General features: G+C 67.8%; 20 protein-coding genes. 12 read left to right on the forward strand and 8 right to left on the reverse strand.

The window, feature by feature from the left end; genetic code table 11:
- Window positions 1-304 precede the first annotated feature (304 nt).
- The 4 genes from A3ES_RS0137425 (at window position 305) to pepN (ending at window position 10,301) form a co-directional block, all read left to right on the forward strand.
- Complete coding sequence (locus A3ES_RS0137425) at window positions 305-6,895, forward strand: RHS repeat-associated core domain-containing protein (RefSeq protein ID WP_020391968.1); 6,591 nt, start codon at window positions 305-307, stop codon at window positions 6,893-6,895.
- Between the two features lie 136 nt (window positions 6,896-7,031).
- Window positions 7,032-7,223 (forward strand): hypothetical protein, encoded by a 192-nt coding sequence (locus A3ES_RS54590; protein WP_157630958.1) that lies wholly within the window; start codon window positions 7,032-7,034, stop codon window positions 7,221-7,223.
- Between the two features lie 148 nt (window positions 7,224-7,371).
- The gene (locus A3ES_RS56850; protein ID WP_040456456.1) at window positions 7,372-7,839 is read left to right on the forward strand and encodes a YkvA family protein; all 468 of its coding nucleotides are present in this window, start codon (window positions 7,372-7,374) and stop codon (window positions 7,837-7,839) included.
- A gap of 14 nt (window positions 7,840-7,853) precedes the next feature.
- A complete protein-coding gene (gene pepN, locus A3ES_RS0137440; protein ID WP_020391971.1) occupies window positions 7,854-10,301 on the forward strand; it encodes an aminopeptidase N in 2,448 nt (815 codons plus the stop codon).
- A gap of 27 nt (window positions 10,302-10,328) precedes the next feature.
- Here pepN and A3ES_RS55270 read toward each other — a convergent pair whose 3' ends face one another.
- Window positions 10,329-10,490 (reverse strand): hypothetical protein, encoded by a 162-nt coding sequence (locus A3ES_RS55270; RefSeq protein ID WP_085955602.1) that lies wholly within the window; start codon window positions 10,488-10,490, stop codon window positions 10,329-10,331.
- Window positions 10,491-10,582: 92 nt separating this feature from the next.
- Between A3ES_RS55270 and A3ES_RS0137445 the strand changes: the two genes are divergently transcribed.
- On the forward strand, window positions 10,583-12,010 hold the full coding sequence (locus A3ES_RS0137445) for a S28 family serine protease (protein ID WP_020391972.1): 1,428 nt from the start codon (window positions 10,583-10,585) through the stop codon (window positions 12,008-12,010).
- A gap of 38 nt (window positions 12,011-12,048) precedes the next feature.
- Here A3ES_RS0137445 and A3ES_RS0137450 read toward each other — a convergent pair whose 3' ends face one another.
- A complete protein-coding gene (locus A3ES_RS0137450) occupies window positions 12,049-12,588 on the reverse strand; it encodes an RNA polymerase sigma factor (RefSeq protein WP_202806677.1) in 540 nt (179 codons plus the stop codon).
- An 80-nt stretch (window positions 12,589-12,668) separates the two neighbouring features.
- Between A3ES_RS0137450 and A3ES_RS51900 the strand changes: the two genes are divergently transcribed.
- Together A3ES_RS51900 and A3ES_RS0137460 are read left to right on the forward strand one after the other, a co-directional pair.
- Window positions 12,669-13,682: a serine/threonine-protein kinase gene (locus A3ES_RS51900; protein ID WP_020391974.1), complete on the forward strand. Its 1,014-nt coding sequence runs from the start codon at window positions 12,669-12,671 to the stop codon at window positions 13,680-13,682.
- 55 nt (window positions 13,683-13,737) lie between these two features.
- On the forward strand, window positions 13,738-14,409 hold the full coding sequence (locus tag A3ES_RS0137460; RefSeq protein ID WP_020391975.1) for a hypothetical protein: 672 nt from the start codon (window positions 13,738-13,740) through the stop codon (window positions 14,407-14,409).
- Window positions 14,410-14,687: 278 nt separating this feature from the next.
- Here the strand turns inward: A3ES_RS0137460 and A3ES_RS0137465 are convergent, their stop codons facing one another.
- From A3ES_RS0137465 to deoC, 4 genes are all read right to left on the reverse strand, one after another.
- Window positions 14,688-15,716: a S66 family peptidase gene (locus A3ES_RS0137465; protein WP_020391976.1), complete on the reverse strand. Its 1,029-nt coding sequence runs from the start codon at window positions 15,714-15,716 to the stop codon at window positions 14,688-14,690.
- Window positions 15,717-16,441: 725 nt separating this feature from the next.
- Window positions 16,442-17,314, reverse strand: coding sequence for an aldehyde dehydrogenase family protein (locus A3ES_RS0137470; protein ID WP_020391977.1), 873 nt, complete (start codon window positions 17,312-17,314; stop codon window positions 16,442-16,444).
- Entirely contained in the window at window positions 17,304-18,740 is a 1,437-nt protein-coding gene (locus A3ES_RS0137475) for an aldehyde dehydrogenase family protein (RefSeq protein ID WP_020391978.1), read from the reverse strand. Before A3ES_RS0137475 ends, A3ES_RS0137470 begins: the two co-directional genes overlap by 11 nt.
- A gap of 15 nt (window positions 18,741-18,755) precedes the next feature.
- Window positions 18,756-19,712, reverse strand: coding sequence for a deoxyribose-phosphate aldolase (gene deoC / locus A3ES_RS0137480; RefSeq protein WP_020391979.1), 957 nt, complete (start codon window positions 19,710-19,712; stop codon window positions 18,756-18,758).
- A 128-nt stretch (window positions 19,713-19,840) separates the two neighbouring features.
- On the opposite strand from deoC, the gene A3ES_RS0137485 reads away from it, so the two are divergent.
- From A3ES_RS0137485 to A3ES_RS0137500, 4 genes are all read left to right on the forward strand, one after another.
- Window positions 19,841-20,407 carry a PH domain-containing protein gene (locus tag A3ES_RS0137485; protein WP_020391980.1) on the forward strand — a complete coding sequence of 189 codons (567 nt, stop codon included), beginning with the start codon at window positions 19,841-19,843 and terminating at the stop codon, window positions 20,405-20,407.
- 29 nt (window positions 20,408-20,436) lie between these two features.
- Window positions 20,437-21,318 carry an alpha/beta hydrolase gene (locus A3ES_RS0137490; protein WP_020391981.1) on the forward strand — a complete coding sequence of 294 codons (882 nt, stop codon included), beginning with the start codon at window positions 20,437-20,439 and terminating at the stop codon, window positions 21,316-21,318.
- A gap of 113 nt (window positions 21,319-21,431) precedes the next feature.
- Window positions 21,432-22,355, forward strand: a complete 924-nt coding sequence (locus A3ES_RS0137495; RefSeq protein ID WP_020391982.1) for a neutral zinc metallopeptidase — start codon at window positions 21,432-21,434, stop codon at window positions 22,353-22,355.
- A gap of 201 nt (window positions 22,356-22,556) precedes the next feature.
- On the forward strand, window positions 22,557-22,997 hold the full coding sequence (locus tag A3ES_RS0137500; RefSeq protein WP_020391983.1) for a hypothetical protein: 441 nt from the start codon (window positions 22,557-22,559) through the stop codon (window positions 22,995-22,997).
- Between the two features lie 169 nt (window positions 22,998-23,166).
- On the opposite strand, the gene A3ES_RS0137505 is transcribed toward A3ES_RS0137500, so the two are convergent.
- Complete coding sequence (locus A3ES_RS0137505) at window positions 23,167-24,810, reverse strand: phospho-sugar mutase (protein ID WP_020391984.1); 1,644 nt, start codon at window positions 24,808-24,810, stop codon at window positions 23,167-23,169.
- Between the two features lie 50 nt (window positions 24,811-24,860).
- The gene (locus tag A3ES_RS0137510) at window positions 24,861-25,322 is read right to left on the reverse strand and encodes a gamma-glutamylcyclotransferase family protein (protein ID WP_020391985.1); all 462 of its coding nucleotides are present in this window, start codon (window positions 25,320-25,322) and stop codon (window positions 24,861-24,863) included.
- 31 nt (window positions 25,323-25,353) lie between these two features.
- Between A3ES_RS0137510 and A3ES_RS0137515 the strand changes: the two genes are divergently transcribed.
- Window positions 25,354-26,733: an NAD(P)H-quinone dehydrogenase gene (locus tag A3ES_RS0137515; protein ID WP_026163569.1), complete on the forward strand. Its 1,380-nt coding sequence runs from the start codon at window positions 25,354-25,356 to the stop codon at window positions 26,731-26,733.
- Window positions 26,734-26,838: the final 105 nt, after the last annotated feature.

The following is a 26,838-nucleotide window of genomic DNA, read 5'->3' on the forward strand; positions in this document are numbered from 1 at the left end:
ACAGGACATACCCCGGATTTTGCGCCAGGCAAACGATTGCGCAGGCCGATTCGGCGACTATGTCCTGTCGGTCGGGACACAACCGCCGCGTAGTCCGCCAAACCGCCTGTACTGGCTCGACCACAGGTCTGGCGACGGCTGAACCGGAAATTGCAGGTTGTTGCAATTTCCGTAACGGGGTAACGCCGGTGCCGATGTAGCGAGCGCTGGCCCGAACGGCGATTGTCCCGTCGCCGTTCCGCCTGGTCGGCGTGAGTTCTGGGAGTGCCCCTTGTTTGTCCTGGATCGATCTCAGCGCGCCCGCGTGCAGAAGTTTCCACGGTTCGTCGCCGCGGTGGTCTCGCTGGCCTTGCTGGCCGCTGCACTGGAGACGCGGCAGCCGGCCGAGGCTGTCAGCACCGAGGACCCGAAACCGGCGGCACAGAAGGTCGCGTCCAGACCGGATGTGATCTCCGCCTCGGTCACCGCGCGAGCCCAGGGCTCCCGGGTCGAGGTCGAATCGATGCGCACCGAGACGTCGACGACGTGGTCGAACCCTGACGGGACCATGACGACCGACGCCCACGCCGCCCCGATCCGCTTCAAGACGGCCAAGGGCCGCTGGCAGTCGATCGACCTGACCTTGCAGAGGGCCGCCGACGGCACGGTCGCTCCCCGCGGTCATCAGCACGGTCTGCGCTTGGGCAAGCGCAGCAGCACGACCGGACAGGTCTTCGCCTCGGCGTCCTCCGGCACAGGCCGCCAGGTTGAATGGATCTCACCCTGGAAGCTTCCCGAGCCGACCCTCAACGGCACCAAGGCGACGTACGCCGACGTACAGCCGGGCGTCGATCTCGTCCTGGACGCCCGCCGTACCGGCTTCGAGCACGACTTCATCGTCAAGCAGCGTCCGACGGCCGCGCCGGTCTGGCGGATCCCGCTGCGTACCAAGGGCCTCACACCCCGGGCATTGGCTGATGGCTCGATCGAGTTCGTGGACGCGAAGAACGTGGTCCAGTCGACCATCCCGGTCGGCTACATGTGGGACTCGGTCACAGCGGCCGGCGGCGAACCCGCGAACAAGGCGATCGTGAAGGTGACTGTCGAGCAGGTGTCGCGCGGTAAGGCGACGCTGGTGATCGCGCCCGATGCGAAGTGGATGCTCGACCCCGCCCGGTCCTACCCGGTGACCGTCGACCCGACGTACGTGACCGGTACGACGAAGTCGAACTTCGACACCTGGGTGCAGAGCGGCGTCACCACCGACCAGTCCGCCTCGCAGGAGCTGCGGATCGGCAACAACGGCTCGGCAACGGCTCGTTCCTTCCTCAACTTCGCCACCTCAGCCTTTGCCGGTCGCGACATCCTGTCGGCCTCGTTGTCGCTGTGGCAGTTCAACTCCTTGTCCTGTACTCCGAGCGCTGTGGTCGTCCGTTCGGCGACTCCCGCGACGACTGCGACGCGCTGGACCGCGCAACCCACGATCGGCAGCGTCTACGGTTCGGTCTCGTCTGCCAAGGGTTTCTCGAGTGCTTGCCCGGGTGGGCGCATCTCGATCCCGATGACCGGCCTGGCCCAGGCGTGGTCGACCGCGTCGTACCCGACCGGCGGTATGGCCCTGATGGCCGGCAACGAGGCCGACACGAACTCGTGGAAGAAGGTCTACTCCACCGTCGCGATCGCCGACCCTTACATCACGATGACGTGGAACCGTCCGCCGGCGAAGCCCGCAGTACCGACCTACGTCTCCGCCGTCGGCTACGCCCCACCTGCCGGTACCAGCGCCCTCTACTCGCCATACCTGCAGCCGTGGGTGACGACGAAGGCCAGTGACGCGGACGGCAACACGGTCAAGTACATCTTCGAGTTCCACACCTCACCCGAAGGCCCGGGCAGCCTCAAAGCGACCTGCACCTCGGCGACGTACGCGTCGGGTTCGGTCGGCGGCTGTAAGCCGAGCGTCAACCTCCCGGAGAACACGGCCATCTACGTCAAGTCCAAGTCGAACGATGGCCGCAAGGACTCTGCCTGGTCCGGCTGGAGCGTGGTCCGCGTGGGCACACTGCAGCCGGCCGCTCCGACGATCTCCTGCCCGGCGCCGTACGCGATCAACTCCTGGCAGGACACCGCTCCGGCCAATGACATCGTCTGCACGATCACGGCGACCGGCACCGGGTTCTCCGCACCCGGCTACGTCCGGGCGACCGTCGACGGCAAGCCGTACGTGTCCAACTTCTCCGGTGGCGCGGCCGGTCAGATCAAGATCAACCCGTCGAGCGACCCAGCGGTCGCCAAGACGACAGTGACGATCAAGAAGGACACGCCCGGCCTGCACCGCATCTCGGTCCAGGCAGAGTCTCCGGCCGGCCGGCTGTCGGCCAGTACGTCGTACAGCTTCGGCTGGGGCGGTTCGTCGCTGGCCACGCCGACCGCCAGTCCGCGCATCACCACCACGAGCACGGTCAAGATCGACGCCTCCGGTCCGCCCCGCGGGCAAGCTGCCGTGCCCACCGCCAAGGTCCGCTGGCGCCTGTCCGGCTACGGCCGCGACGGCCAGCACGACACCGTCGGCTGGAACGTCGACGAGAACCCGCTGACCGTCACCGACAACGGTACCGGCGGTATCCACGTCACCGGCCTGTGGGACTCCACCAACGCCAAGATCGACGCGAACGTCGACTCCGATCCCAACACCGCCGGAATCCAGCCGACCACCCTGAACGACCGCGTCCCGGTCCTCCTCGACGTCCAGGTCTGCCTCACCTACGCATCCTCGAGCCAGTGCACCTGGTCCGAGACGCCGAACACCACGATCCAGCGTGTACCGCATGCCTTCGGCAACGGTTTCCCGACCGCCGACGCCGGGCCGGGCCAGGTCGCCTTGTGGACCGGTGAGTTCAACGCCGACGCGTCCGACATCTCGGTGCCCGGCTACACCGGCGACCTGTCGATCTCGCGCTCGCACTCCACCTACGCGGGCGCTCCCACCACCGTCAACGGCGTCTTCGGCCCCGGCTGGATCGGTCAGTTCGACGGCGCCGACGCGGGCGCGGCCGGGATGGAGGTCGTCGACTCGACCCGCATCGACGGCACCATCGCGCTGCTCGACGGCGACGGTACTGGGCTGATCTTCGAGGCTCCGGACGGCCAGCGGCGTACGTCGGCCGCGTTCGCCACCGGTACCTGGGTTCCCGGCGACGAGGACACCGAGCTCGACGGTTCGAAGCTGACCGTTACCGGCACTGGCATCTCGACGGTCATCGCCTACACCGAGGATGACGGGACCGTCACCACCTGGACGCCGGCGGCTGCTCCCAGCGCTTCGTCCGCTACGTCGTTCCGTCCGGCGGGCATCGCCGAGCCGGGGATCGCGTCGAAGACCACCTACTCGTACGACGCCGAGGGGCACATCACGCGCATCCTGGCGCCTGCCCCACCCGGCGTCACCTGCCCGGCCACCGGAACACTCAATCCCGGTTGCCGCGCGCTGCGCTTCGTCTATACCACCATCAACGGCAGCGCTCGCCTGTCCGTCGCTTGGCTCGACATCTTCAACCCCGACAAGGCCGGCGGCCCTGCCATGGACTCCACCCGGGTCGCTAATTACAGCTACGACGCCAACGGCCGTCTCACCGCGGTCACCGATCCGCGGTCCAACCTGAGCACGGAGTACGGCTACAACGCCGCGAACCACCTGACCTCGGTGAAGCCCGCCGGTCAGGTCCCGATCCAGCTCAGCTACGTCACCGTGGACCAGCGCGAGAAGCTCGACACCGTCAAGCGCGACCGTCCGGCCGGCGACCCGACCGGCGGGACCGCGACGCTGGCGAAGTTCGTGTACGACATACCACTGTCCGGTGCGGGTCTGCCCGATCTGTCGGCCACCTCGGTGGCGCGATGGAACCAGAAGGCCGCGCCCACCAACGGTTTCGCGGTCTTCGGTCCTGACCGCGCCGTCTCCGGAGCGCCGACCGCCGACGACTGGCAGTACGCCGATCTGCAATACACCGACGCTTCGGGGTACACCGTCAACTCGGCGAAGTACGGCGCGGGCGACTGGCAGTACACGTCTACCGACTACAACGAGCAGGGCAACACCGTCCGCGAGCTCGACGAACGCGCTCTGCGCGCGGTCATCGACGGCTCGGTGCCCTCGGGTGCCTCCGTCGACCAGTTGGCCAACGTCACGGTCTACAACGCCGACATCAAGAACGCTGCCGGCGACACCGTCCTGACGCCGGCCGGCACGCTGGTCACGGACACCTACAGCCCGTCGCGCTTCGCCGCATTGAAGAACGGCACGGTCCAATGGATCCGCGCCCACAACCACACCACCTTCGACCAAGGCGCACCGAACGCGGGCGTCAACCCGGACACGACCATGCCGTACCGCCTGCCGACCACGGCATCGTCGTACGTGCATGACCCGGGCACCGGGACCGACCTCGAACTGGTGTCGCAGTCGCTCACCGACTACGGACCGCCGGTCCCGGGCGACGCCGACGGCTGGAAGCTCGGCCAGGCGGGCAAGGCGATCACCGACGTCGATCTGGACGGCACGAACAGCGCCGGTGACATCGTGAAGCTCACCCGGTACGACGCCGAAGGCCGCGCGGTCGAGAACCTGCAGCCGGCGTCGAACGGCTCGGACGCCGGTACGACCAAGACGGTCTACTACACGACGGCGGCCAACGCCTCCTTCGCTGAGTGCGGTGGGAAGCCGCAGTGGGCAGGGCTGGTCTGCAAGACCTACCCGGCTATTGCGCCGTCCTCGGGTCCGACGCTGCCGTCAACCACGACGGGCGACTTCACCTGGTTGCTGGCTCCGAAGACGGTGACCGAAACGTCGGGTTCGGTGACGCGTACGACGACCACGAGCTACCTGCTCGACGGCCGCACGGCTTCGAGCTCGACCGTGGTCGCCGGGCTGACCGGATCGACTCCGAACACCAAGAAAACAACGACCTACGACCCGGCCACGGGTCAGGCTACGGTGGTTACCGCGACTGCCGCTGACAACAGCACCACCAACGTCACCACCGGGTACGACAGCTGGGGTCGCCAGACGACGTACCAGCCGTCGGGCGAGCAGGCCACCACGACCGTCTACGACGCGGCGGGTTCTGTTGCCACTGTCACTGACGCGAACGGCTCCACGCGATACACGTACGACGGCACTGACGCGGCGGGCAAAACCGAGCGCCGTGGTGTCGCCACCAAGGTCGAGGTCACCACTGCCGGCTCCACCTGGTCGTCCACTGGCGCCTATGACGCCGACGGATCCATGACCGTCCAGAAGTTGCCTGGTGGCGTCACGCAGTACAACGACCTCGACAGCGTCGGCGAACCGATCGGTCTGCGCTACACCGGTCAGGTCACCAACGTAAACGAAGACGGCTCGACCACCGTCGACCCGGACGGCCCGTGGCTCTCCTGGTCCTTGGAGAACGACGTCAACGGCCGGATCGTCCATGAGTGGACCCCGGACGGTTCCGCCTTCACCGGCGACGCGGGTGACGCTCCGGGTGACGCGATCGGCTACGACCGCGCCTACTCCTACGATAACGCCGGCCGCCTCGCCAAGGTCCAGGACCGCACCGCCGCAACCACCGGCGTCGACGTCACTGACCCCACCGAAGCCCCGGGCTGCACCACCCGCACCTACACCTTCGACCGCAACGACAACCGCCTAACCAAGTCAACCGCGGCTCCGGCTGCCGACGGCTCTTGCACCGCAACCGGCGCCACCGCGGTGACCCGAGCCTTCGACACCGCCGACCGCCCGATCACAGGCGCCAACGGCGCCGGCACCTACACCTACGACGCCTTGGGCCGCACCACGACTCTCCCCGCCTCAGACGCGCCCCGCCCCGCCGCCGGCGACATCTCCCTCGCGTACTACGACAACGACCTGGCCAAGTCAATCGCCCAGGGCGGCACCACGACGGCGTACACCTTGGACGCCCTCGACCGCCGCTCCACCGAGGCCGTCACGGATGCAAGCGGAATGAAGCAAACAGTCCGCCATTACGCCGATACCTCCGACAACCCCACCTGGGTAACAACCACCGGCGGCGGCATCCAGCGCTACGCCGAACTGATCGGCGGCGACCTAAGCCTCACCGTCGACCAGGCGGGGTCCGCCGACCTCACCTTGGCCAACCCCCACGGCGACGTAGTCACCACCGTGGACCTACCGACCACCGCCACCCCAGCCACCAGCATCGGAGGCTGGACCTCCTACGACGAATACGGCAACACCGCAGCAACCAACACCACCCAAACCGGCCCAGTCGACTACGGCTGGCTAGGCACCAAACAACGCGCAACCTCCGGCGCCGGCCTAATCCTGATGGGCGTCCGCCTCTACAACGCCGCGACCGGCCTGTTCGCTAGCGTCGATCCCGTGCGAGGCGGCGGTGCGACGGCGTACGGCTATCCGACCGACCCAATCAACCAGTTCGATCTCGACGGCCGCCGGTGGCGTTGGCGCAGTGCGCTGAAGTGGGCAGCCCGTGCCACAGCCGTAGTCGCATTCGGTGCGTGCGTTATTGCGACAGCCGGCATCTGTGGTGCAGCTGGACTGGTTGCCTTTGCCGCCAGTTCGGCATTCAACATCTATCGCTGGCGCAAGAAGGAAATCAGCGGGCGCAAGGCTGCCTGGAACATCGGCGTCGACTTCGCTCTGAGCAAGGTGAAGCCGATCAGGGCGGGGCGCGTCCGGTACCGGCAGCGGTGGACGCCACGAGGAAAGATGGGCAGCCGGTGGGTATGGCAACGACCGGGAGGCGGAATAGGGTTCGCCAGGTACGGCATGACGAGCCACCGTCGCGCCTTCCGCCGTCACCGCATGCGATACCTTGGTCGCTGGGGAGCCAACTCCTACAGCACTCATGGTCAGTTTGGAAGCGACTAGGCATGTGGAGATCAGCGTGCGGCTGCTGTGTCGCCGGGCTTTCATCGAGGCTCCGCGTTGGACGTACCGGCTAGCGGGCTCAGCCGGCGGAAGTCTCCCAACACGTGCTGTCCTTCTGGAGGCCGTCGTCGCTGCGGTGACGGGTTCGATCTGGACCTTGGCTGCCTGGATCACAGGTGGCCAAGGACCGGCCGATGCTTTCTGGAACGGCGTCGTGATCGGACTCATCCTGTGCACGGTCTGGCTCATCTACTCGACAATCGTCGTACTGGCCGGTCGAGCCCGCGACCGTCGCCGGCGCGACGGCGACAACCAGCCACGCCGGTAGGGGCGCCGGAAACGAGCGGGCGCCGTGGTGGCCACAACCGGAGCGCTTCGCGCGACGGAGGAGCGGAGGACTGGGTGGGTGGGAGCTAGCGCCGTGTGAGCGACGAAGGAGCGAACGTGGCGCAGGCGTGGGGCTCTACTGTTGGTGGATGGTGTTCTTTGGTGGGCTGCTGGGGTTGATCGGGGTGGCGACCCTGGTGTTTCGGGATGCTGATGTGGTGGGGATTCCGGCCGCCGGGATTGGGGTCGGGTTCCTCTTGTTGGGGGCCGGGGTGGTGGGGATCGGGCTGGTGCGGCGGGCTCGGTGGAAGCGGAAGGTGGCTCGGGGGGAGCCTGTGCCGGTGGGGGATGTGTTTGAGCGGGCGAGGGCGTTGCCGCGGTTGTTGCGGGCGGCGAAGGCTGAGGGGTATGCGGGGTTGCCGGGGAGCCGGAAAGCCTTGTGGGCCTTGGCGTTGGTCTACCTGATCTCGCCTATCGACATCGTGCCGGAGTTGTTGCCGATCATCGGGGTGGCGGACGACGCTGGGGTTGCTGTTTGGCTGATGACCAGTGTGTCGACTGCGACCGGGCTGTATCTGCGGCACGAGCGGGAGCGGCGCGGGCTGCCGCCGGGTTAGGTAGCGTCGGGGGCATGCCTGCTCTCACTGTGGAAGAAGCCCGTACCAGGGCCGCAGCTCTCGATGTCCGCTCCTACGAGATCGCCTTCGATCTGACGTTGGGGGAGAAGGTCTTCGGGGCAGTGAGCAGGATCGCGTTCGCGGCGTCGGCGGAGCGGACGTTTGTGGACGTCAAGCCCGACGAGCTCACAGCGGTATCCCTCAACGGCCGCAGCGTCGACGTCGCGGGGCTGGATGACGGGCGGCTCTGGCTGGACGGGCTGCAAGCGGAGAACGAGCTGGTCGTCGAGGCACGGATGAAGTACTCGGCCGACGGTGAAGGCCTGCAACGGACGGTCGATGCCGGCGACGGACGGGTCTACCTCTACGGGATGTCCTCGCTGGAGTCGGCACCCCGGTACTTCGCCTGTTTCGACCAGCCCGACCTCAAAGCGCCGTACACGATGACGGTGAAATGCTCCGACGAGTGGATCGTGCTGGGCAACGGCGCCGCGACCAAGACAGCTCCAGGTGAGTGGGAGCTCAAAGAGACCAAACCGCTGTCCACGTACTTCGTGACGCTGGTGGCCGGACCCTATCACCTGATCCGTTCGGAGCACGACGGCATCCCGCTCGGACTCGCTTGCCGGCAGAGCCTGAAGGAGCACCTGGACAAGGATGCCGAGGATCTGTTCAAGGTCACCGCGCAGGCCTTCGACGAGTACCACCGGCTGTTCGGCTACCGCTATCCCTTCGGTGAGTACCACCAGGTCTTCGTGCCGGACTTCAACCTCGGCGCGATGGAGAACCCGGGCTGCGTCACGTTCGCGGACAACTTCATCTTCCGGTCGGCGGTCACCGACGCCGAGCGCAGTACCAGGGCCCGGGTGGTCGTGCACGAGATGGCGCACATGTGGTTCGGCGACACCGTCACGATGAAGTGGTGGAACGACCTGTGGCTGAACGAGTCCTTCGCGGAGTACATGGCGCATCGCGTCTCGCATGACGCGACCGAGCATCTCGGGCACTGGACCGACTTCGCGTTCGTGCGCAAGTGGTGGGGGATGCAGGCCGACCAGCGCGGGACGACGCACCCGGTCGCGGCCGACGCGATCCACGACGCCCGGGCGTCGCTCGACGACTTCGACGGAATCTCTTATGCCAAAGGCGCCGCGGTGCTCAAGCAGCTCGCGGCGTACCTCGGGGACGAGGTGTTCCTCAAGGGTGTCGACGCGCACATCGACGCGCACGAGTTCGGCAACGCGGATCTGCACGAGTTCATCGGCAAGCTCACCGAGGCCGGCGCCGAGGCGCTGCCGAACTGGTCCGAGCAGTGGTTGCGGACGGCGGGCCTGGACACGATCAGCGCCGAGCGCACCGAGACCGGGATCAGGCTGCACCGCAAGACGCCGCAGGACCACCCGGCTGACCGGCCGCACCAACTGACAGTCGCCGGGTACGACGAGAACGCCCGCGCCACCTCCGTCCAGGTGCTGCTGGATCGAGATTTCGTCGAGGTGGACCTCGACCCGCAAGCCGCCGTGATCGTGCCGGACGCGGCCGACGACACCTGGGCCAAGATCCGCCTGGACGCGACCAGTCTGGCCAACCTCCCCGCAGTACTGCCGAGGCTCGCTGACAGCACTACGCGCGCGGTGATCTGGAACAGCATCCGGGACGCTGTCGCCGACGCCGAGCTCGACCCGCGGCAGGCGCTGGAGATCCTGCTCGAAGCTATCCAGCACGAGGACAGCGACATCGCAGTCGGCTCCCTGCTGCGCTGGCTGGAGGAGCGCCTGCTCGGTGCCTACCTGCCGGACGAGCCGTACCGCTCCCAGGCAGCCGCAGCGCTCACCACTCGGCTTGCGGAGACTCCGCCCGGCAGCAGCCTCCAGTTGGCGATCACCCGAGGCGTCATCGCCACTACCGACGACGCCAAGCTGCTGCAGAGCTGGCTGGACGGCAGCGACGTACCCGACGGGCTGCAGGTGGACACCGACCTCCGGTGGTCTCTCGTACTGCGCCTGGTGCGGCTGGGCGCCTACGGCAAGCCGGAGGTGGACGCCGAGCTCGCCAAGGACCAGTCGACGGAAGGCATCACGCACGCGGCACGGTGCTTGGCTGCCACGGCGGACGGCAAGGAGGCGGCCTGGGAGCGGATCATGACGGATGCCACGGTCGGCGTGACCGAGTTGTTCGCGACTTGCGAGGGGTTCTGGGATCCGGCTCGGCCCGAGCTGACCGCGCAGTACGTCGAGCGCTTCTTCGCCGATATTCCGCGGACCGGTGAGATCCGGTCGGGGATGGCACTCGCGATGACGGTGCTCCGGATCTTCCCGAAGTACGCCGTGGACCCGGCGGCGGTCGAGCGTGCGGAGGCGCTGATCGCGGACGAGAGCGTGGCTCCGAGCATCCGCCGGAGCAGCGCCGACCTGACCGACGATCTACGCCGGGCACTCGCCGTACGCCGTACTTTCGGCTAGCGGCCGAGCGGGCTGGGACCGCTGGGATCAGCGGCGGAAGAAGCGGGCGAACAGGCCCGGGGTCTGCTCCTTCGGGTGACCGGCGCACCACTCCTGCGCCGGCACGCCCTGCTTGACCTGCGCGACATGCTGCCCACAGCCGGCCCAAGTGGTCTTCCCACACGTACGGCACTTCACCGCTCTGCACATGCATCGCACGCTACCTGTCAAGGGGTCGCGAATGTCGGTGGGGCCGCATACCCTCATCGGGAATGACGCCCCCATCGTCAGGAGTCCGCCCGATGCGCAGTTTCAGACGCCCTCAAGTTGCACTGTCCGTTGTTGCTCTGGCCGTGGCTTTGGTCGCCGGTACTGCGCTCACCACGGCGGCGGCAGCGCCCGCAGTACAGGCCGCTGATCCGGTGGCTGAGGTCACCGCCAAGCTGCAAACGATCCCAGGTTTGCGGATCGAGAGCAGCAGCACGGTCCAGGGCAAGCCGTTCTTCGTCCTGCGCTACACCCAGCCGGCTGATCACAAGGCGCCGCTCGGGGAGAAGCTCGAGCAGCGGGTCACGCTGTGGCACCGCGGCTTCGACCGCCCGACCGTGCTGCACACGACCGGGTACGGCGGTGTCGGCGGCGCGTTCACCTCGGAGCCGACGCGACTCGTCGACGGCAACCAGCTGAACGTCGAGCAGCGCTTCTTCAACACCTCCACGCCGGCCAGCAAGGACTGGTCCAAGCTCAACATCTGGCAGGCGGCGAGCGACCACCACCGGATCGTCCAGGCCTTCAAGAAGGCCTTGTACTCCGGCAAGTGGGTGTCGACCGGAGCCAGCAAGGGCGGTATGACCTCGGTCTACCACCGCAGGTTCTACCCGAACGACGTGGACGCCACGGTCGCCTACGTGGCACCGCAGGATGTCGTCAACCGGCAGGACGTGTACGTCAAGTTCGTCCAGGAGGCAGGCACCGACGAGGCTTGCAACCTCGCCTTGCGCAACATGCAGCGGAACACGTTGCTGCGCAGGCCCGCGATGCTGGCGAAGCTGAAGGAGTACGCGGCGCAGAACGGGCTGACCTACGAGAGCACCTTCGGCTCGGCCGACCGGGCGCTCGAGGCGGCCGTACTGGACACGCCGTTCGCCTACTGGCAGTACAGCACGCAGGCGAGCTGCCCGCTGGTGCCGGGGACCGCGACGGCGACGGATCAGCAGTTGTTCGACTTCATCGACCAGATCTCGGGCTGGGCGTTCTACTCCGATGAAGGCACCGCGCCGTACCTGCCGTACTACTTCCAGGCGACCCAGCAGCTGAACTGGCCGGATGTGGCGAGCAAGACGAGCTGGCTCAAGGGGTTGCTGCGCTATCGCGAGGCGGGCGACGCGCCGGCCGCGGTACCGGACTCGATCGAGCCCAAGCATGAGCCGTTCGCCATGGCGGACGTTGATCTTTGGCTGAAGAAGTCCGGCCAGCGGATGCTGTTCGTGTACGGCGAGAACGATCCGTGGAGTGCGGAGAAGTTCGAGCCCGGAGCGGGGACGCGGGACTCGCACTGGTACACGGTGCCGAACGGCAACCACGGCTCCAGCATCGGCGCACTGCCGCTGGCGTTGCGGACCGAGGCGACCCAGATCCTGCAGAAGTGGATGGGCGTCGCCGCCAACCCGGCCGCCGCACAGACCAAAACCATCGACCCAGGAGCCCAGCGCCACGGCCGCCTCCGCTAGCTCAGAGGCCACCCCGGGCGAACGCCGTCCGGGGTGGCTCAGCGGACCGTGAGGCGCTCGGCTACTTCCTTGCGGGCCTGGTGGATGCGGGCCTTCACGGTGCCGAGCGGCACGCGCAACTCGTCGGCGATCTCGGCGTAGGTCATCGCGCCCAGATCCCGCAGTACAAGCGGTTGAACCAGCTGCGGATGGTTCGCCTCGAGGGATTCGAGCGCCTCCAGGAGATCGAGACGCGACCCGGCGATCACCGACGTGGTCCGCGGGTCGATCGACTCGGGCAGTACTTCGGCCGACTGCTCGACGGACCGGCGCTTGAGCGAGCGATACGTCTGCCGTGCGCAGTTCGTCGCGACCACGGTCAGCCAGCCGGCGAAGCTGCCGGTGCCCTTGAAGGTGTGGATCTTGGTCGCGACCGTCATCAGCGTGTCCTGCGCGGCCTCTTCGGCATCCTCGCGGAACGGCAGGAACTTCGACACCCGGCGCAGCACCTGCGGGCGGATCGCCTGCAGCAACTCGGGAATGACGCCCTCGTCACCGGCGGCCGCGCGTGCCGCGAGCTCTTCCAGTTCCTCGTTCATGGTCCCCCAGCTCGCCACGACGGCACTCGCCACGGCGTCGGTGTTCGCCTTGATCCCTGCAGTGCTCGACAATAGCCGGGATGGATGTCATCGGGAGGTACCGGCTGCAGTCGAAGATCGGCGCAGGCGCTTTCGCGACGGTCTGGCGAGGGTACGACGACGACCTCGACGTGGATGTCGCCGTGAAGGTGCTCGCCGACAACTGGGCGTCCCGTGCCGACGTTCGCGAGCGCTTCCTGTCCGAGGCCCGGCTGATGCGCCGGATCGCCAGCGACCGGGTGGTGCGGGTGTTCGACCTTGGCCAACTGCCCGACGGACGCCCGTACTTCGTGATGGACTTCGTGCCCGGCGGCTCGCTGGCCGAAGTGATGTCGCAAGGGCCGCTCGAGCCCACCGACGCGCTCTGGTGGGGTGCGGACCTGGCCCGGGCCGTCGCGGCACTCCACGAAGAGGGCGTCGTGCACCGGGACATCACCCCCGCGAACCTGCTGCTCCGCCCCTCGCAGGGGTTGGAGTCAGGCGGTGGCACGCATCGGATCGTGCTGGCCGACCTCGGTCTGGCGAAGCGGGCTGCTGAGGCGTCAGGGCTGACGCAGGCGGTGGGTACCCCGTCGTACATGGCTCCCGAGCAAGGGCGGGGCGATGGTGGCTTCGACGAGCGGGCTGACGTGTATGCGGTCGGTGCGGTGACGTATGCCCTGATGACCGGGCGGCCGCCGTTCGTGGCGTCGTCCATCACCGACGTACTCGCGCGTGACCCCGACAGTGACCCGCCGAGCCTGCAGCCGCTGCTGCATAACTCGGTCGGCGAGATCGACGAGATCCTGGCCCGGACGCTCGCCTACCGCGTCGGCGACCGCTGGAACCGCGCCGACACCCTGGCCGAGAGGCTGGAAGCAGAGGCGTACCGCCTGGAGCAGGAGGCGCCGGTGCTCGCCGGCCAGCGCACGACACTCAGCGATATCGACCAGGTCCGTACGACGGTCGCACAGGTGGCGCGGACCCGCCGGAGCCGCCGGGCGTGGTTGCTCGGCTCGCTCCCCGTGCTCTTCGTGCTCGCGGGCGCCGGAGGCTGGTACCTGTTCGGCCGCTGATCAGCAGGCGAGACGAGGGCAGTCAAAAGAGCGTTTGACTCCGTACGGTAGCCACATGACTACTCACTGCATCAAGATGTGGTTGCGCAAGTCATCAATCCTCGGCGTCGCCCTCACCCTCGCGGTACCAGCAACCGCAGCCGGTACTACGGTCGCGGCGCCCGGCGCGCGTGAAGCCGCTGCCGCGCCGACCGCCAGCTATGCGTGCCTGGCTGACACGAAGTTCGGCCGGCACACCTTCTCGCTGCGGCAGGGGGTGGACGCGAAGGCTCCCGCGACGGTGCGGTCCGGGGCGCGGTTCACGGTCGCCGTCGATCTCAAGCCGGGCTCCCTGCCGGGCGAGGTGAAGGGGTTCAAGCTCAAGGAGGTCCGCGAACTGTCGCTGCGGATCCCGGTCCCGGCCAACACGTCCTTCGTCAGCGCCCGCCTCACTGGCGGCTCAGGCCTCGGCTCCACGCCAACCCTCGAACGCTCAGGCGGCGTCCTGACCATCCGCGTCGGCGGCCCGATTCCCGGCGGATCGGCATACCAGTTGCCGTCCTTGTCGGTGCGGTTGAAGGCCGGCGCCCGAGGTCGCGTGGTGGAGACGAAACTCCTGGGCACCAGCTTCGACAACCCCGGCCTGAACCTCCGGGCCACGATCAAATGGAAGTTTGTGACCATCAAGTCCCCGGTTGCCTGCTACCCGAGCCCCAACCCGGCGCTCACCAAAACCCAGATCCGTTAGCCACAGCTCAGCCCGCCCATAGCTCGCGTGCCCCAACTCGCGTGCTTCCCACCCGCGTGCCCCCCGTTCGCGTCCCCCCCGCCCAAGAGCCACCACTTTGGGCACCGACCAGCGACCTCTTCGACTCAGGGGCGCCCGGCGGGTGCTCAAAGTCGAGCCAGGCCACAACCTTGGGCACCGGCCAGTCACCTCTTCGCCTAGCGGGCGCCTGACGGGTGCTCAAAGACGGCGGGAGCGGCGTACTGCGGGGCGGGGGTTGGGGCGCGGGGCAGGTCGGGTCAGTAGATGACCGAGATGCTGTGCGTCGCGGGGGTGATGGTCGCGATGCCTCCGTACGGGAGGATCAACTGGGGATCCGTGTGCCCGAGGTCGAGGCCGGTGACCAGAACAGCCGTCGGGTTGTACTCCGCCAGCGCGCGGCGGGCGGCGGCGTACTGCGCCTCGACGTAGGCGGCTGATTCCTCGGGAGACGAGTGGTGGTCGAGGGACCAGGACTTCGGCCGACCCCAGAGGACGGCGTCGAAACGGGCTAGGAGTCCGCGTTCGCCGAAGTTGCGGAGCATTCGGTAGACCTGGTCGGCGGGCGGGAGCTCCTCGGAGGTCTCGAGGAACAGCACGCCGGAGTACTGGTCGTTGGGCAGCATCCAGCGGTTGGCGGCGAGCTGCCAGTCGAGGATCTCCAGACAGCCACCCCAAAGGCGGCCGCTGACCGGCGTCTGCGGGCCGTGCCAGGTCCACTCGGTGGCTGGGAAGAGTGCTGGCTCGGACGCGAGGGACGCCGGGTCGGCCCAGTCGCGGTCTTGGTCGGTCCAGCCGGATGCAGCGGTCAGTTCGAAGTCGCCCGAGGTGAACAGGGCAGCGCGCAGGGACCGTTCGGTGTCGGGGTGCATCGCGCCACCGCGGCCGAACTGAACCATCACGCTGCCGCCGTGGAAGGCCGGAAGTCCCAGCGAATAAAGGAAGTTGAGCAGGTTGGTGTTGTCGCTGTAGCCGAAGAACGGCTTCGGGTCCGCACGGAAGACCGCCGGGTCGAGGTGCTTCAGCACGGTGAGCTGATCGTCCCCGCCGATCGTGGCGATGACGGCGCGGATGGTTGGATCGGACCAGGCGGCATGCAGGTCGGCCGCACGCTCCTCCGGGGTGGAGTGGAGCTTGCGAGTCGCCGGATACTCAACCGGCTCCAGCCCGAACTCGCGAATCCGCTCCAGCCCAAGCTCGTACGGCCCCGGAAACACCTCCGGCAACCCACCCGACGGCGAAACCACGGCAACCCGATCGCCGAGAATCGGCTTAGCAGCAAACAACATGAGCACAACCTAAACCACCACCCCCACCCAGCCGAACGAGATTTCCACCAGCAGCCCGTCCCCGCATCTTTGTGCTCGACGTGAGCGTTCCGCTGCGGACAAGTTCGCTCACGTCGGGCAGAAAGTGGGGTGAGGGTTCACAGCGGCGGCCGGGGTTCCTGGTAACGCGGGGTGGGGTGCTGGACGGGGGCCCTGAGCGGCGGGTTGAGGTGTGCCGGGTTGGTCGATGGCCGGTTGTGGAGGCGATGGCCTGCTGTAGGTGGCTAGTCGCACAGCAGTCGGCTAGCCGACTCCGGTAGTACAGGGAGCGAAGGGGGTAGAGGAGGTTTTTGTCCCTGTCCGGGTGGAAAATCCACCTCAGGTTCGGCAAGAAACCTCCCCAACCCGAGCTACGGCCTGCCCACCCGCCCAGCGTCTGCTTCATCCGCGAACGCGTCGGCGACGAGCCACTTCGCGACGTACGAGAGCGCGGCCGCAGGTGGGCCGCGGGCGCGGGAGGTCGGGGCAGAGCGCGTCGGGGGCGGATGGGGGTTACGTCAGGGGCCAGGAGTAGGTGGTCGGCAAGCCCGCTCAGCACGCGTGTGCCGCAACAGGCCTGCGCGGGCTGTTGCGGCGTTCTGCTGGCGCGCGTGCTGTTACGGCTACGTGCTGATGCTGGTGGCGCGTGCTGCTACGGCCCCCGTGCTGTTGCCGGTGGCGGGTGTTGTTGCCGCTCGGGTGGGTTGTTACAGGCCGATCGGGTGCCAGACGGTTTTCAGTTCGAGGTACTGCGTGAGGCGGGAGAGGCCGGGGTGTTCGGTCCAGTCTTCCTGGGCAGGGCGGCGGACCCGCTTGAGGTTGTCGGCGGAAGCCACTTCCAGGGCGGTCGCTTCCTCGGGGTCGAGGATGCCGGCCAGATCGATGGCGTTGACGTCCAGGTGGGAGGCCAGCCAGGGGCCGATCTCCGACGCCGAGCCGGTGAGGATGTTGACCACTCCACCCGGTACGTCGGACGTCGCCATCACCTCGCCCAGGGTGACCGCGGGCAACGGGCGCTCGAACGACGTGACCGCGACGACCGTGTTGCCCGAGACGATGGCCGGGGCGATCACGCTGGTCAGGCCGAGCAGGCTGGAGTCCTGCGGCGCCAGGACCGCGACCACACCAGTTGCCTCAGGCAAGGAGAAGTCGAAGTACGGGCCGGCCACCGGGTTGCTCGAGCCGACCACCTGGGCCAGCTTGTCGGCCCAGCCGGCGTACCAGACCCAGCGGTCGATCGAGGCGTCGACAACCGCACGTGCCTTGCTGATCGACAGGCCCTCGGACGCGGCGACCTCGGAGCTGAACTGCTCGTGCCGCCCCTCCATCACCTCGGCGATCCGGTACAGCACCTGGCCACGGTTGTACGCCGTCCGCCCGGACCAGCCGCCGAAAGCCTTGCGCGCGGCGACAACGGCGTCGCGGGCGTCTTTGCGCGATGCCTGCGAGGCGTTCGCCAGGAACTTGCCCTTGGCATTGGACACCACGTACGACCGGCCGGACTCGCTGCGAGGAAAGGCGCCGCCGATGTACAGCTTGTAGGTCTTGCGCACGTCGAGGCGAGTGCTGTCAGTGGGCAAGGTAGGCCTCCAGACCATGGCGGCCGCCCTCGCGACCGTAACCCGACTCCTTGTAGCCGCCGAACGGCGAGGTCGGGTCGAAGCGGTTGAACGTGTTGGCCCAGACGACGCCGGCGCGGAGCTGGCTGGCCATCCAGAGGATGCGCGAACCCTTCTCGGTCCACACGCCGGCGGACAGCCCGAACGGCGTGTTGTTCGCCTTCTCGACCGCCTCGGCCGGGGTCCGGAAGGTGAGCACGGACAGCACCGGCCCGAAGATCTCCTCGCGGGCGATCCGGTGCGCCTGGGAGACGCCGGTGAAGACGGTCGGCGGGAACCAGTAGCCCTGGGTCGGCAGCTCGCACTCGGGCGACCAGCGCTCGGAGCCTTCGTCCTCGCCGACCTGGGACAGCTCGCGAATCCGCGCCAGCTGCTCGGCCGAGTTGATCGCGCCGATGTCGGTGTTCTTGTCCAGCGGGTCGCCCACACGCAGGCTGCCCATCCGGCGCTTCAGCCGTGCCAGCACCTCGTCGTACACGCTCTCCTGGACCAGCAGCCGCGAACCGGCGCAGCAGACGTGGCCCTGGTTGAAGAAGATGCCATTGACGATGCCTTCGATGGTCTGGTCGATCGGCGCGTCCTCGAAGACGATGTTGGCCGCCTTGCCGCCGAGCTCGAGCGTCACCTTCTTGTCGGTCCCGGCGATCGACTTGGCGATCGCACGCCCGACCGCGGTGGAGCCGGTGAACGCGACCTTGTCGACGCCTTCGTGCTCGACCAGCGCCTGTCCGGTCCGCCCCGCGCCGGTGATGATGTTGACCACGCCCGGCGGCAGATCGGCCTGCTGGCAGATCTCCGCGAAAGCCAACGCGGTCAACGGCGTCGTCTCAGCCGGCTTCAGCACGACGGTGTTGCCCGCCGCGAGCGCCGGCGCGATCTTCCACGCGAGCATCATCAGCGGGAAGTTCCACGGGATCACCTGCGCCGCGACACCCAACGGCTTCGGGTCGACGCCGGCACCGGCGTACTCGAGCTTGTCCGCCCAGCCCGCGTAGTAGAAGAAGTGCGCGGCGACCAGCGGCAGGTCGACGTCACGCGACTCGCGGATCGGCTTGCCGTTGTCCAGCGACTCCAGCACGGCCAGCTCGCGCGACCGCTCCTGGATCAGCCTGGCGATCCGGTACAGGTACTTCGCCCTGTCCCGGCCGGCCATCGGCCCCCAGACCTTCTCGTAAGCCTTGCGAGCAGCCTTGACGGCGCGATCCACGTCGGCCGGACCCGCCTCGCTGACCTCGGCCAGCACCTCCTCGGACGCCGGACTCACGGTCTTGAACGGCTTGCCGTCCGTCGCCTCGGTGAAGGCGCCGTTGATGAACAACCCGTACGACGACTTGATATCGACGATCGCGCGCGACTCCGGCGCGGGTGCGTACTCGAATCTGCCCATTTGTCTCTACAGCCCTCAGTCCAGCGTGAAGTAGTCGGGGCCGGGGTAGTGCCCGGTGGCCAGCTTGGTGCGTTGCATCAGCAGGTCGTTCAGCAGACTGGACGCCCCGAAGCGGAACAGCTCAGGGTCCAGCCAGTCCGGTCCAGCCGTCTCGTTGACGGTGACCAGGTACTTGATCGCGTCCTTCGCGGTCCGGATCCCACCGGCCGGCTTGACGCCGATGTGCAGCCCGGTGGCCTCGTGGTAGTCGCGGACCGCCTCCAGCATCACCAGCGTGACCGGCAGCGTCGCCGCGGGCGACACCTTGCCGGTTGAAGTCTTGATGAAGTCCGCGCCGGCCAGCATCGCCAGCCAGGACGCGCGCCGGACGTTGTCGTAGGTGACCAGCTCGCCGGTCTCCAGGATGACCTTCAGGTGCGTGTCACCGGCGGCCTCGCGGATCGCCGCGATCTCGTCGAAGACCAGACCGTACCGACCGGAGAGGAACGCGCCCCGGTCGATCACCATGTCGACCTCGTCGGCCCCGGCCGCGACGGCGTCCCGGGTGTCTTGCTGCTTGATCGCGAGGCTGGAACGTCCACTGGGGAAGGCGGTCGCGACGCTGGCCACGTTGATCCCGGTGCCCCGCAGCTCGAACTTCGCCGTGGCCACCAGGTCGGGATACACACAGACCGCCGCTACCTGGGGAGCGGTCGGATCGGCCGGATCCGGGCGCTTGGCCTTCGCGCACAGAGCGCGCACCTTGCCCGGGGTGTCCGAGCCCTCCAGCGTCGTCAGGTCGATCATCTGGATGGCCAGATCGAGCGCGTACGCCTTGGCCGTGGTCTTGATCGACCGGGTGCTCAGGGCGGCGGCCCGGGCTTCGGCGCCGACCTGGTCGACGCCGGGCAGGCCCAGCAGGAACCGGCGCAGCCGATCCTCGGACGAGGTCACGTCGGCGAGACTGTCGACGCCAGTGTCGGTAGTGGTCACCCGGCCCAGTCTAATCGGGTTTCGGGCCGCCTGTTTCCGGTTGTACACAGGTACCAGGTAGGCAACAGGTCCGGTCGATCCAATAGGCAAATCTAGGGATCGCAGCGTCCTGCGGCTACCTTGTCCGGGTGAATGCGAAGCCCAGCGAGAACGAGCAGTACCTGTCCGCGCCGAACCGGATCACCGCCGTGGTGGTGATGGTGATCGGCGCGCTCGGCCTGATCGACATCGTGGTGGAGTGGCGCACGATGGGGGGTCTCCTGGCCGCCTGCCTGATCGGCCTGCTGATGCTCGGCACGTACGTCGGCCTGTTCCGCCCGTCGGTGACGCTCCGCCCGCAGAGCCTGCTGATCCGTAACCACATCCGTGACCACGTCGTCCCGTGGAACCTGATCACCGACGTGGACATGACCGACATCCTCCGCATCCACACCGAGGACCGGCGGCTGCGCTGCCCCGGGGTCCAGCTGGTGATGCGGGACATGCGCAAGCAGCGGGTCGGCGGCCGCAAGCTCAAGGCCGAGAGCTCGGTCTCCCGGGCCGATTTCGTCGTCGATCGGATCGACCACCACCTCAACCTGTACGGCGGATCGGACTCGGCCGACGCCCAGATCGTCACCACCTGGGCCCGCCCCGAACTGGCCATCGCGGCAGTGCTCGCCGTCGTCGCCCTGGTGGCTCAGCTTCTGCGCTGATGCACCCCTGACGCGACCATGATGCAGTCATGACGCGTCTCCTGTCCCGCCGTGCCTTCCTGCTCACGGGAGCCGCCGCCGGCTTAGCGGGAGCGGGTGTTGGGCTGGTGGAGACACGCGTAGTACCGGGCCGCACACGCCTGCACGACGTACTGGGTCTGACGGGTGAAGACGGTGTCGCGCCTGACGTCGAGCCTGGTCCAGTGGAGTCCGGCAGCTTCGAGTCAGCAGCACGGCGGACCAAGGTCGGGTGGACTGTGATCTACCCGCACGGCCAGCGGCCCGACGCGCCACTGCCGGTCGTACTGATGCTGCACGGGCGTGGTGGCGACCACACATCGGCTATCGGCGACCTGGGCGCCGACCGCTACCTGACAGCCGCAGTACAAGCCGGTACTCCTCCCTTCGCGCTCGCTGCCGTCGACGGGGGAACCGACAACTACTGGCACCGGCGTGCGTCCGGTGACGACCCTCAGCGGATGCTGACGGCGGAATTCCTTCCACTGCTGAAGAAACGCGGCCTGCGCACCGAGCGGTTCGGCGTACTGGGCTGGTCGATGGGCGGCTACGGAGCTCTCCTGCTGGCTGCCGACCTGGGTGCGACCCGGGTCGCGGCGGCCGGGGCGATGAGTCCTGCGCTGTGGCGCAAGGCGTCGCAAGCGGCGGCCGGTGCCTACGACGGGCCCGACGACTTTCAGCGGCATCGGGTATTCGGTCGCGCCGGTGACTTCAAAGATGTTGCCTTGCGCATCGATTGTGGCCGGGACGATCCGTTCGCGGGAGCGGTCCGGGAGCTGCGTGACGAGCTGACCGCGGACGGCGGGCTTCAAGCCGGAGCGCACACGGGTGGTTACTGGCGGCGCATGCTCGGCGACCAATTCGCCTTCCTCGGGGCGAAAATCGCCGACTGAGGGGAACTTCACTGTCCTCGGCCGCGTCCGAATCCCGTGTTCACCCCTGGATGAACCTCTTGGTCACCCAGGATGAGCACCGCAAGGTCCCCGAATCACCGAGAGTGGAGCAAATGGTCAACCTCTCCAGTAAGAAGCTGCGTACTCTGGCCGGCCTCGCGGCCGTCGCCGGCCTGTCTCTGGCACTGCATGCCCAGGCCGCCCAGGCCTCCGGTGGCGTGCCGCCGCAGCCTGCCGCCGAGCTGGGCAAGACTGCCCAGCCCAAGGCAACGATCCAGGGCGAGCAGGCCACCACCCTGGCGAGCAACACCAACATCGTCCGGTACAACAGGTTGTACAAGACCGGTGCGATCCCCGCGTCGAAGTGCAAGGAGGTCAACGTCTCCCTGCGCACCGCCGCTGGAGTCAAGGCCTACGACCAGCAGTTGCTGAACTGCATGTGGGCGGCCTGGGCGCCGATCCTGAAGGCGTCCGGTGCCAACTACCGGGTCAAGCCGACCATGGTCCTGTACGGCAGCAAGGCCAACACGGTCTGCGGCGTCATCAGCTCCCCGACGTCGTACTACTGCGGTCACGGCACCAAGGCCGAGATCTACATCCCGTGGGGCTACATCGCCAACATGTGGAAGAACAGCCCCACCTACGCCCGGGCGTACGCGACCAACACGATGGCGCACGAGTACGGCCACCACGTGCAGTACATGACCGGCATCCTGTCCGCGTCCTGGTCCCGCCAGTACGCGTTCACCACCAGCGCCGCGAAGCTGGAGGAGAGCCGTCGCCGTGAGCTGCAGGCGTCCTGCCTCGGCTCTGCCTACATCGGCGCGAACAAGCGCTACTACCCGATGTCCGCCGGTCTCTACAGCCAGTGGAAGTACCTGGTCGAGCACTCCGGTGACATCAAGGGCTACCCGCGTGATCACGGCTCGTTCGCGAACCACGGCTGGTGGTCCCACGCCGGCTTCTACGCGGCCAGCTCGTCGACCTACGCAGGTCGCTGCAACACCTTCAACTCGGCCTCGAGCCGGGTCTCCTGACCTGACTTGAGACAATCTCCGGGTGATCCGGAGTAACCAAGCCGCCTGGAACGCGTTCTCGTTCCAGGCGGCTTTTGGTTGATCCGGTCGAATGTTGCAATTTGGCCGACACGTTCACGATCTGCGATCGTGTGGTTACCGTGTTCGGGTCCGCACGCCTTACAGTCTTGGTCGACCCACGAACGGCAGGAGTCAAGGATCGTGAACTACGACGAGTTCAACACCGAGTACACCAAGGTGCTGGACAAGATCAAGAGCGGCAAGTGCAGCTGGTCGGAGCTGTCCGGACACGTCACCCGGCTGCGGCAGGGGACGGCCGGCATCACCACGCCGGTGGAGCGCGCGCAGATCGACAGCGACCTGGCCGCGCTCGGCCAGATGGTCGACCTGTCACGGCGGACCAACGACAAGGAAGACGTCTGGACCGTCACCTCCGATGCGGTCCGCCGGGCCAGCAGCCTCGAGGGCACCGTCGCCGACCGGATCGCCCGGATCGAGGCGAGCATCCACGAGATCACCACGCTCGCCAACCGCAACCCGGACGAGCGCGAGGCGCTGATGCAGTCCACCAGCACCCTGAAGATCCTGCACTCCTCCCTGCAAAGCTCCCTGCGAGCCGAACAGGCCGAAGCACTCACCTGATCATTCGCCCCCTTTTCACCCTCCACGTCAGCAGGTCGGTGACCGTTGATGGGAATCGAGGGTGAAAAGGGGGCGAATGATCATGGGGCTCAGCTGACCCGCCATCAGCTGACAAACCTGTACTCCAACGACTGAGGGCCCCTTCGCTGGGGCCCTCAGTCGTTGCTGGCTAGATGCCTACCGCGGTGGACAGGTCTTGTTTTATTGCGGTTAGTTCTGTGGATGCTTGGGTGCGGGCTACTGCTACGTCTTCGCCTTCGACCGGGATGACGACCTCGAGGTAGCACTTCAGTTTGGGCTCGGTGCCGGAGGGGCGGACTACCACCCGGGCGCCTTCGGAGAGGGTGTAGCGGAGGCCGTCGGTGGGTGGCAGGGTGGCCGAGCCTTCGCTCAGGTCTTCCACGCGCTCGACAGCATGCCCGCCGAGCGACGTCGGCGGCGTCGCCCGCAGCCGGTCCATCGCCGCCGCGATCAGGCTCAGGTCGTCGACCCGCACAGCCAGCTGATCGGTAGCGTGCAGCCCGTACTTCTTCGCCAGATCGTCCAGCAGATCCAGCAACGTCCGCCCCTCGGCCTTCGCCTGCGCCGCGAGCTGCAGCACCCGTACCAGCGTCGAGATCCCGTCCTTGTCCTTCACCGCCTCCGGATCCACGCAGTACCCGAGCGCCTCCTCGTACCCGAAGACCAGCCCCGGCACCCGCCCGATCCACTTGAACCCGGTGAGCGTGTCGACGTACTCGACCCCGTACGCCGTCGCGATCTTCCCCAGCAACGACGACGACACGATCGAGCAAGCCGCCACTCCCGCCGGCCGCGACAGCAGGAACTCGCCGAGCAGCGCCCCCAACTCGTCCCCACGCAACATCCGCCAGCCACCATCAGCAGCGGCATCCGGTACTGCGACCGCACACCGATCAGCATCCGGGTCGTTGGCGACGGCGATGTCCGCCCCCTCGGCCCGAGCCAGCTCCAGCGCCGCGTCGATCGCCCCCGGCTCCTCCGGATTCGGGAACGACACCGTCGGGAAGTCCGGATCCGGATCCGCCTGCGACGCAACCACAGCCGGTACTGCGAACCCAGCCCGCTCAACGGCCGCCTCGACCAAGAGCCGCCCAACACCGTGCAGAGGCGTGTACGCAACCTTGAGCTCCCGCGGAGCATCCGCCGGGACCAGCGTGGCGATCCGGTCGAGATAAGCGTCCAGGAGGTCATCCCCAGCCGTCTGCCAGTCGTCCCCGCGCGGCACGGAGTCGAGCGACCCGACGGCATCGATGGCCGTCGCGATCTCGCTGTCCGCCGGCGGCACGATCTGCGAGCCGTCCCCGAGATAGACCTTGTACCCGTTGTCCTGCGGCGGATTGTGCGAGGCCGTCACGACAATCCCGGCGACCGCCTTCAAATGCCGGATCCCGAACGCCACCACCGGCGTCGGCGTCGGCCGATCCAGCAGTACCGCGTCCAGCCCGGCGCCCCGGATCACCGCGGCGGTGTCCTCCGCGAACACGTCCGACTTGTGCCGGGCGTCGTACCCGATCAGCACCGGGCCGTCGGTGAGCCCGTTGGCCTTCAGGTACGCCGCCAACCCGGCGGCGGCTCGGATCACGACGACCCGGTTCATCCGGTTCGACCCGGCACCGACGGCGCCGCGCAGGCCCGCAGTACCGAATTCGAGGGTGCCGGCGAAGCGGTCGGCCAGTTCGGCCGCGTCGCCCGCGTCCAGCAATTGCCGGAGCTCGGCACGCGTGTCGGGGTCGGGGTCCTCGCTCAGCCAGGCTTCGGCGGCGGCACGAACAGCATCATCGACGGTCACCACCGCACGATACCGCCCAGTACGAGACCGCCCGGTACTGCGAGGACCTGGCGTCAGTGACCCGAGCTCTGGCAGGGACGGGCGCGGAGATCCGCTACGTAGTCGTCCGGCGCGCCTGCCGCCTCGGCCGCCTCGGCGAGGATGCCCAGGTAGCGCGCGGAGGGCAGGCCGCCCTCGTAGGCGTTCAGCACGTACATCCAGGCCAGCTGCTCGCCGTCCAGGGTCTGCACCCGGACCTGGATCTTGCGGTAGACGCCCTGGTCGATCCACTCCCACTCGTCCAGGCGCTCGACGTCCTTCGGGCTGACGTCGTACAGGGCGACGAAAACCTGGTTCGTCGGGTCGCTGGGGTCCTCGACGACGGTCGCCATCGAGCCCTCCCAGCCGAGTTCCTCGCCCCCGAAGGTGAGGCGCCAGCCGACGATCCACCCGGTCCCGCGCAGGGGGGAGTACGGGCACCGCTCGGCCATCAAGTTCGGGTCCAGATTCGACGCAAACGCGGCGTACAGGGTCACGAGATCACAGGATACGGAACAATGGCCTCTCGTGGCGCGAGTTGTGATCATCGGTGGCGGTCCAGGCGGGTACGAAGCGGCGAGTGCGGCCGCCCAACTAGGGGCGGAGGTGACAGTCGTCGACTCCGACGGGATCGGCGGTTCGTGCGTGCTCACGGACTGCGTCCCGAGTAAGACGCTGATCGCCACGGCGGAGGTGATGACCGAGGTCGAAGAGGCCGGTCAGCTCGGCGTCCGGGTGGAGGACGGCGACGACGATCCGGCGAACTCCGTGCGTGTCGATCTCTCCGTCATCAACAAACGCGTCAAGGCGCTGGCGGCGGCCCAGTCGGAGGGGATCAGCCGGCGGCTGGCCGCCGACAAGATCCGGGTGATCGACGGGCGCGGCCGGATGGACGGTCCCGAGACCGTGGTTGTCGGCGACGAGCGGCTGGACGCCGAGGTGGTGCTGATCGCCACTGGAGCAAGGCCGCGCATCCTCAAGGGCTCCGAGCCCGACGGTGAGCGGATCCTGACCTGGGAGCAGGTCTATGAGCTCGACGAACTGCCCGAGCGGCTGATCGTCGTCGGGTCCGGTGTCACCGGCGCGGAGTTCGCGAGCGCGTACGACGCGCTGGGCAGCGACGTGGTGCTGGTCTCCTCGCGGGACCGAGTGCTGCCGGGTGAAGACCAGGACGCGGCCGCAGTACTGGAGGACGTGTTCAAGCGGCGCGGCATGACGGTCCTGAGCAAGTCCCGCGCCGAGTCGGTGAAGCGGCAGGGCGACGGTGTCGTGGTGACGCTGACCGACGGCCGCAAGGTCGAGGGCTCGCACGCGCTGCTGGCGGTCGGATCGCTGCCGAACACCGAAGACATGGGACTCGTCGAGTCGGGCGTGTCGCTGGGCGACGGCGGCTTCGTCACGGTCGACAAGGTGTCGCGGACGACCGCGCGGGGCGTGTACGCCGCGGGTGACTGCACCGGCGTACTGATGCTCGCCTCGGTGGCAGCCATGCAGGGGCGGATCGCTATGTCGCACGCACTCGGCGACGCGGTGGCGCCGCTGAACCAGTCGACCGTGTCGTCGAACGTCTTTACCGCGCCCGAGATCGCCACGGTCGGCCTGACGCAGGCGGCGCTGGATGCCGGCGGCAGTACGGCGATGGTCGTCAAGGTGCCGCTCGCCGACAACGCCCGAGCCAAGATGCAGGGCGTCCGAGACGGCTTCGTAAAACTCTTCTGCCTCCCCAACACCGGCATCATCGTCGGCGGCGTAGTGGTCGCACCCCGGGCCAGCGAGCTGATCCACCCGATCTCCCTAGCCGTAGGCGCCCGCCTGACGGTCGACCAGGTAGCCCAGTCATTCACTGTCTACCCCTCAGTCTCCGGCTCAATAGCCGAAGCAGCCCGCCGCCTCCACACCCGCTCATGAGGTAGAACCGTCCCGACCGACAGGACATAGTCTCCGTATTGCGCCTGGCCGCTGCCCCTCTGAGCGTGGAGAGCGGTCGGCCGGCGGACTATGTCCTGTCGGTAG

The sequence above is a fragment of the Kribbella catacumbae DSM 19601 genome, assembly GCF_000372465.1.
GTDB lineage: Bacteria > Actinomycetota > Actinomycetes > Propionibacteriales > Kribbellaceae > Kribbella > Kribbella catacumbae.

Bases quoted from the DNA above. Each gene is read 5' to 3' on its own strand.
- A3ES_RS0137465 (WP_020391976.1), bottom strand. From the start codon at position 15,716: ATGTTGTTTGCTGCTAAGCCGATTCTCGGCGATCGGGTTGCCGTGGTT.
- A3ES_RS0137490 (WP_020391981.1), top strand. From the start codon at position 20,437: ATGACGCGTCTCCTGTCCCGCCGTGCCTTCCTGCTCACGGGAGCCGCC.
- A3ES_RS0137450 (WP_202806677.1), bottom strand. From the start codon at position 12,588: ATGAACGAGGAACTGGAAGAGCTCGCGGCACGCGCGGCCGCCGGTGAC.
- A3ES_RS51900 (WP_020391974.1), top strand. From the start codon at position 12,669: ATGGATGTCATCGGGAGGTACCGGCTGCAGTCGAAGATCGGCGCAGGC.
- A3ES_RS56850 (WP_040456456.1), top strand. From the start codon at position 7,372: ATGGTGTTCTTTGGTGGGCTGCTGGGGTTGATCGGGGTGGCGACCCTG.
- A3ES_RS0137495 (WP_020391982.1), top strand. From the start codon at position 21,432: ATGGTCAACCTCTCCAGTAAGAAGCTGCGTACTCTGGCCGGCCTCGCG.
- pepN (WP_020391971.1), top strand. From the start codon at position 7,854: ATGCCTGCTCTCACTGTGGAAGAAGCCCGTACCAGGGCCGCAGCTCTC.
- A3ES_RS0137445 (WP_020391972.1), top strand. From the start codon at position 10,583: ATGCGCAGTTTCAGACGCCCTCAAGTTGCACTGTCCGTTGTTGCTCTG.
- A3ES_RS0137475 (WP_020391978.1), bottom strand. From the start codon at position 18,740: ATGGGCAGATTCGAGTACGCACCCGCGCCGGAGTCGCGCGCGATCGTC.
- A3ES_RS55270 (WP_085955602.1), bottom strand. From the start codon at position 10,490: ATGTGCAGAGCGGTGAAGTGCCGTACGTGTGGGAAGACCACTTGGGCC.
- A3ES_RS0137460 (WP_020391975.1), top strand. From the start codon at position 13,738: ATGACTACTCACTGCATCAAGATGTGGTTGCGCAAGTCATCAATCCTC.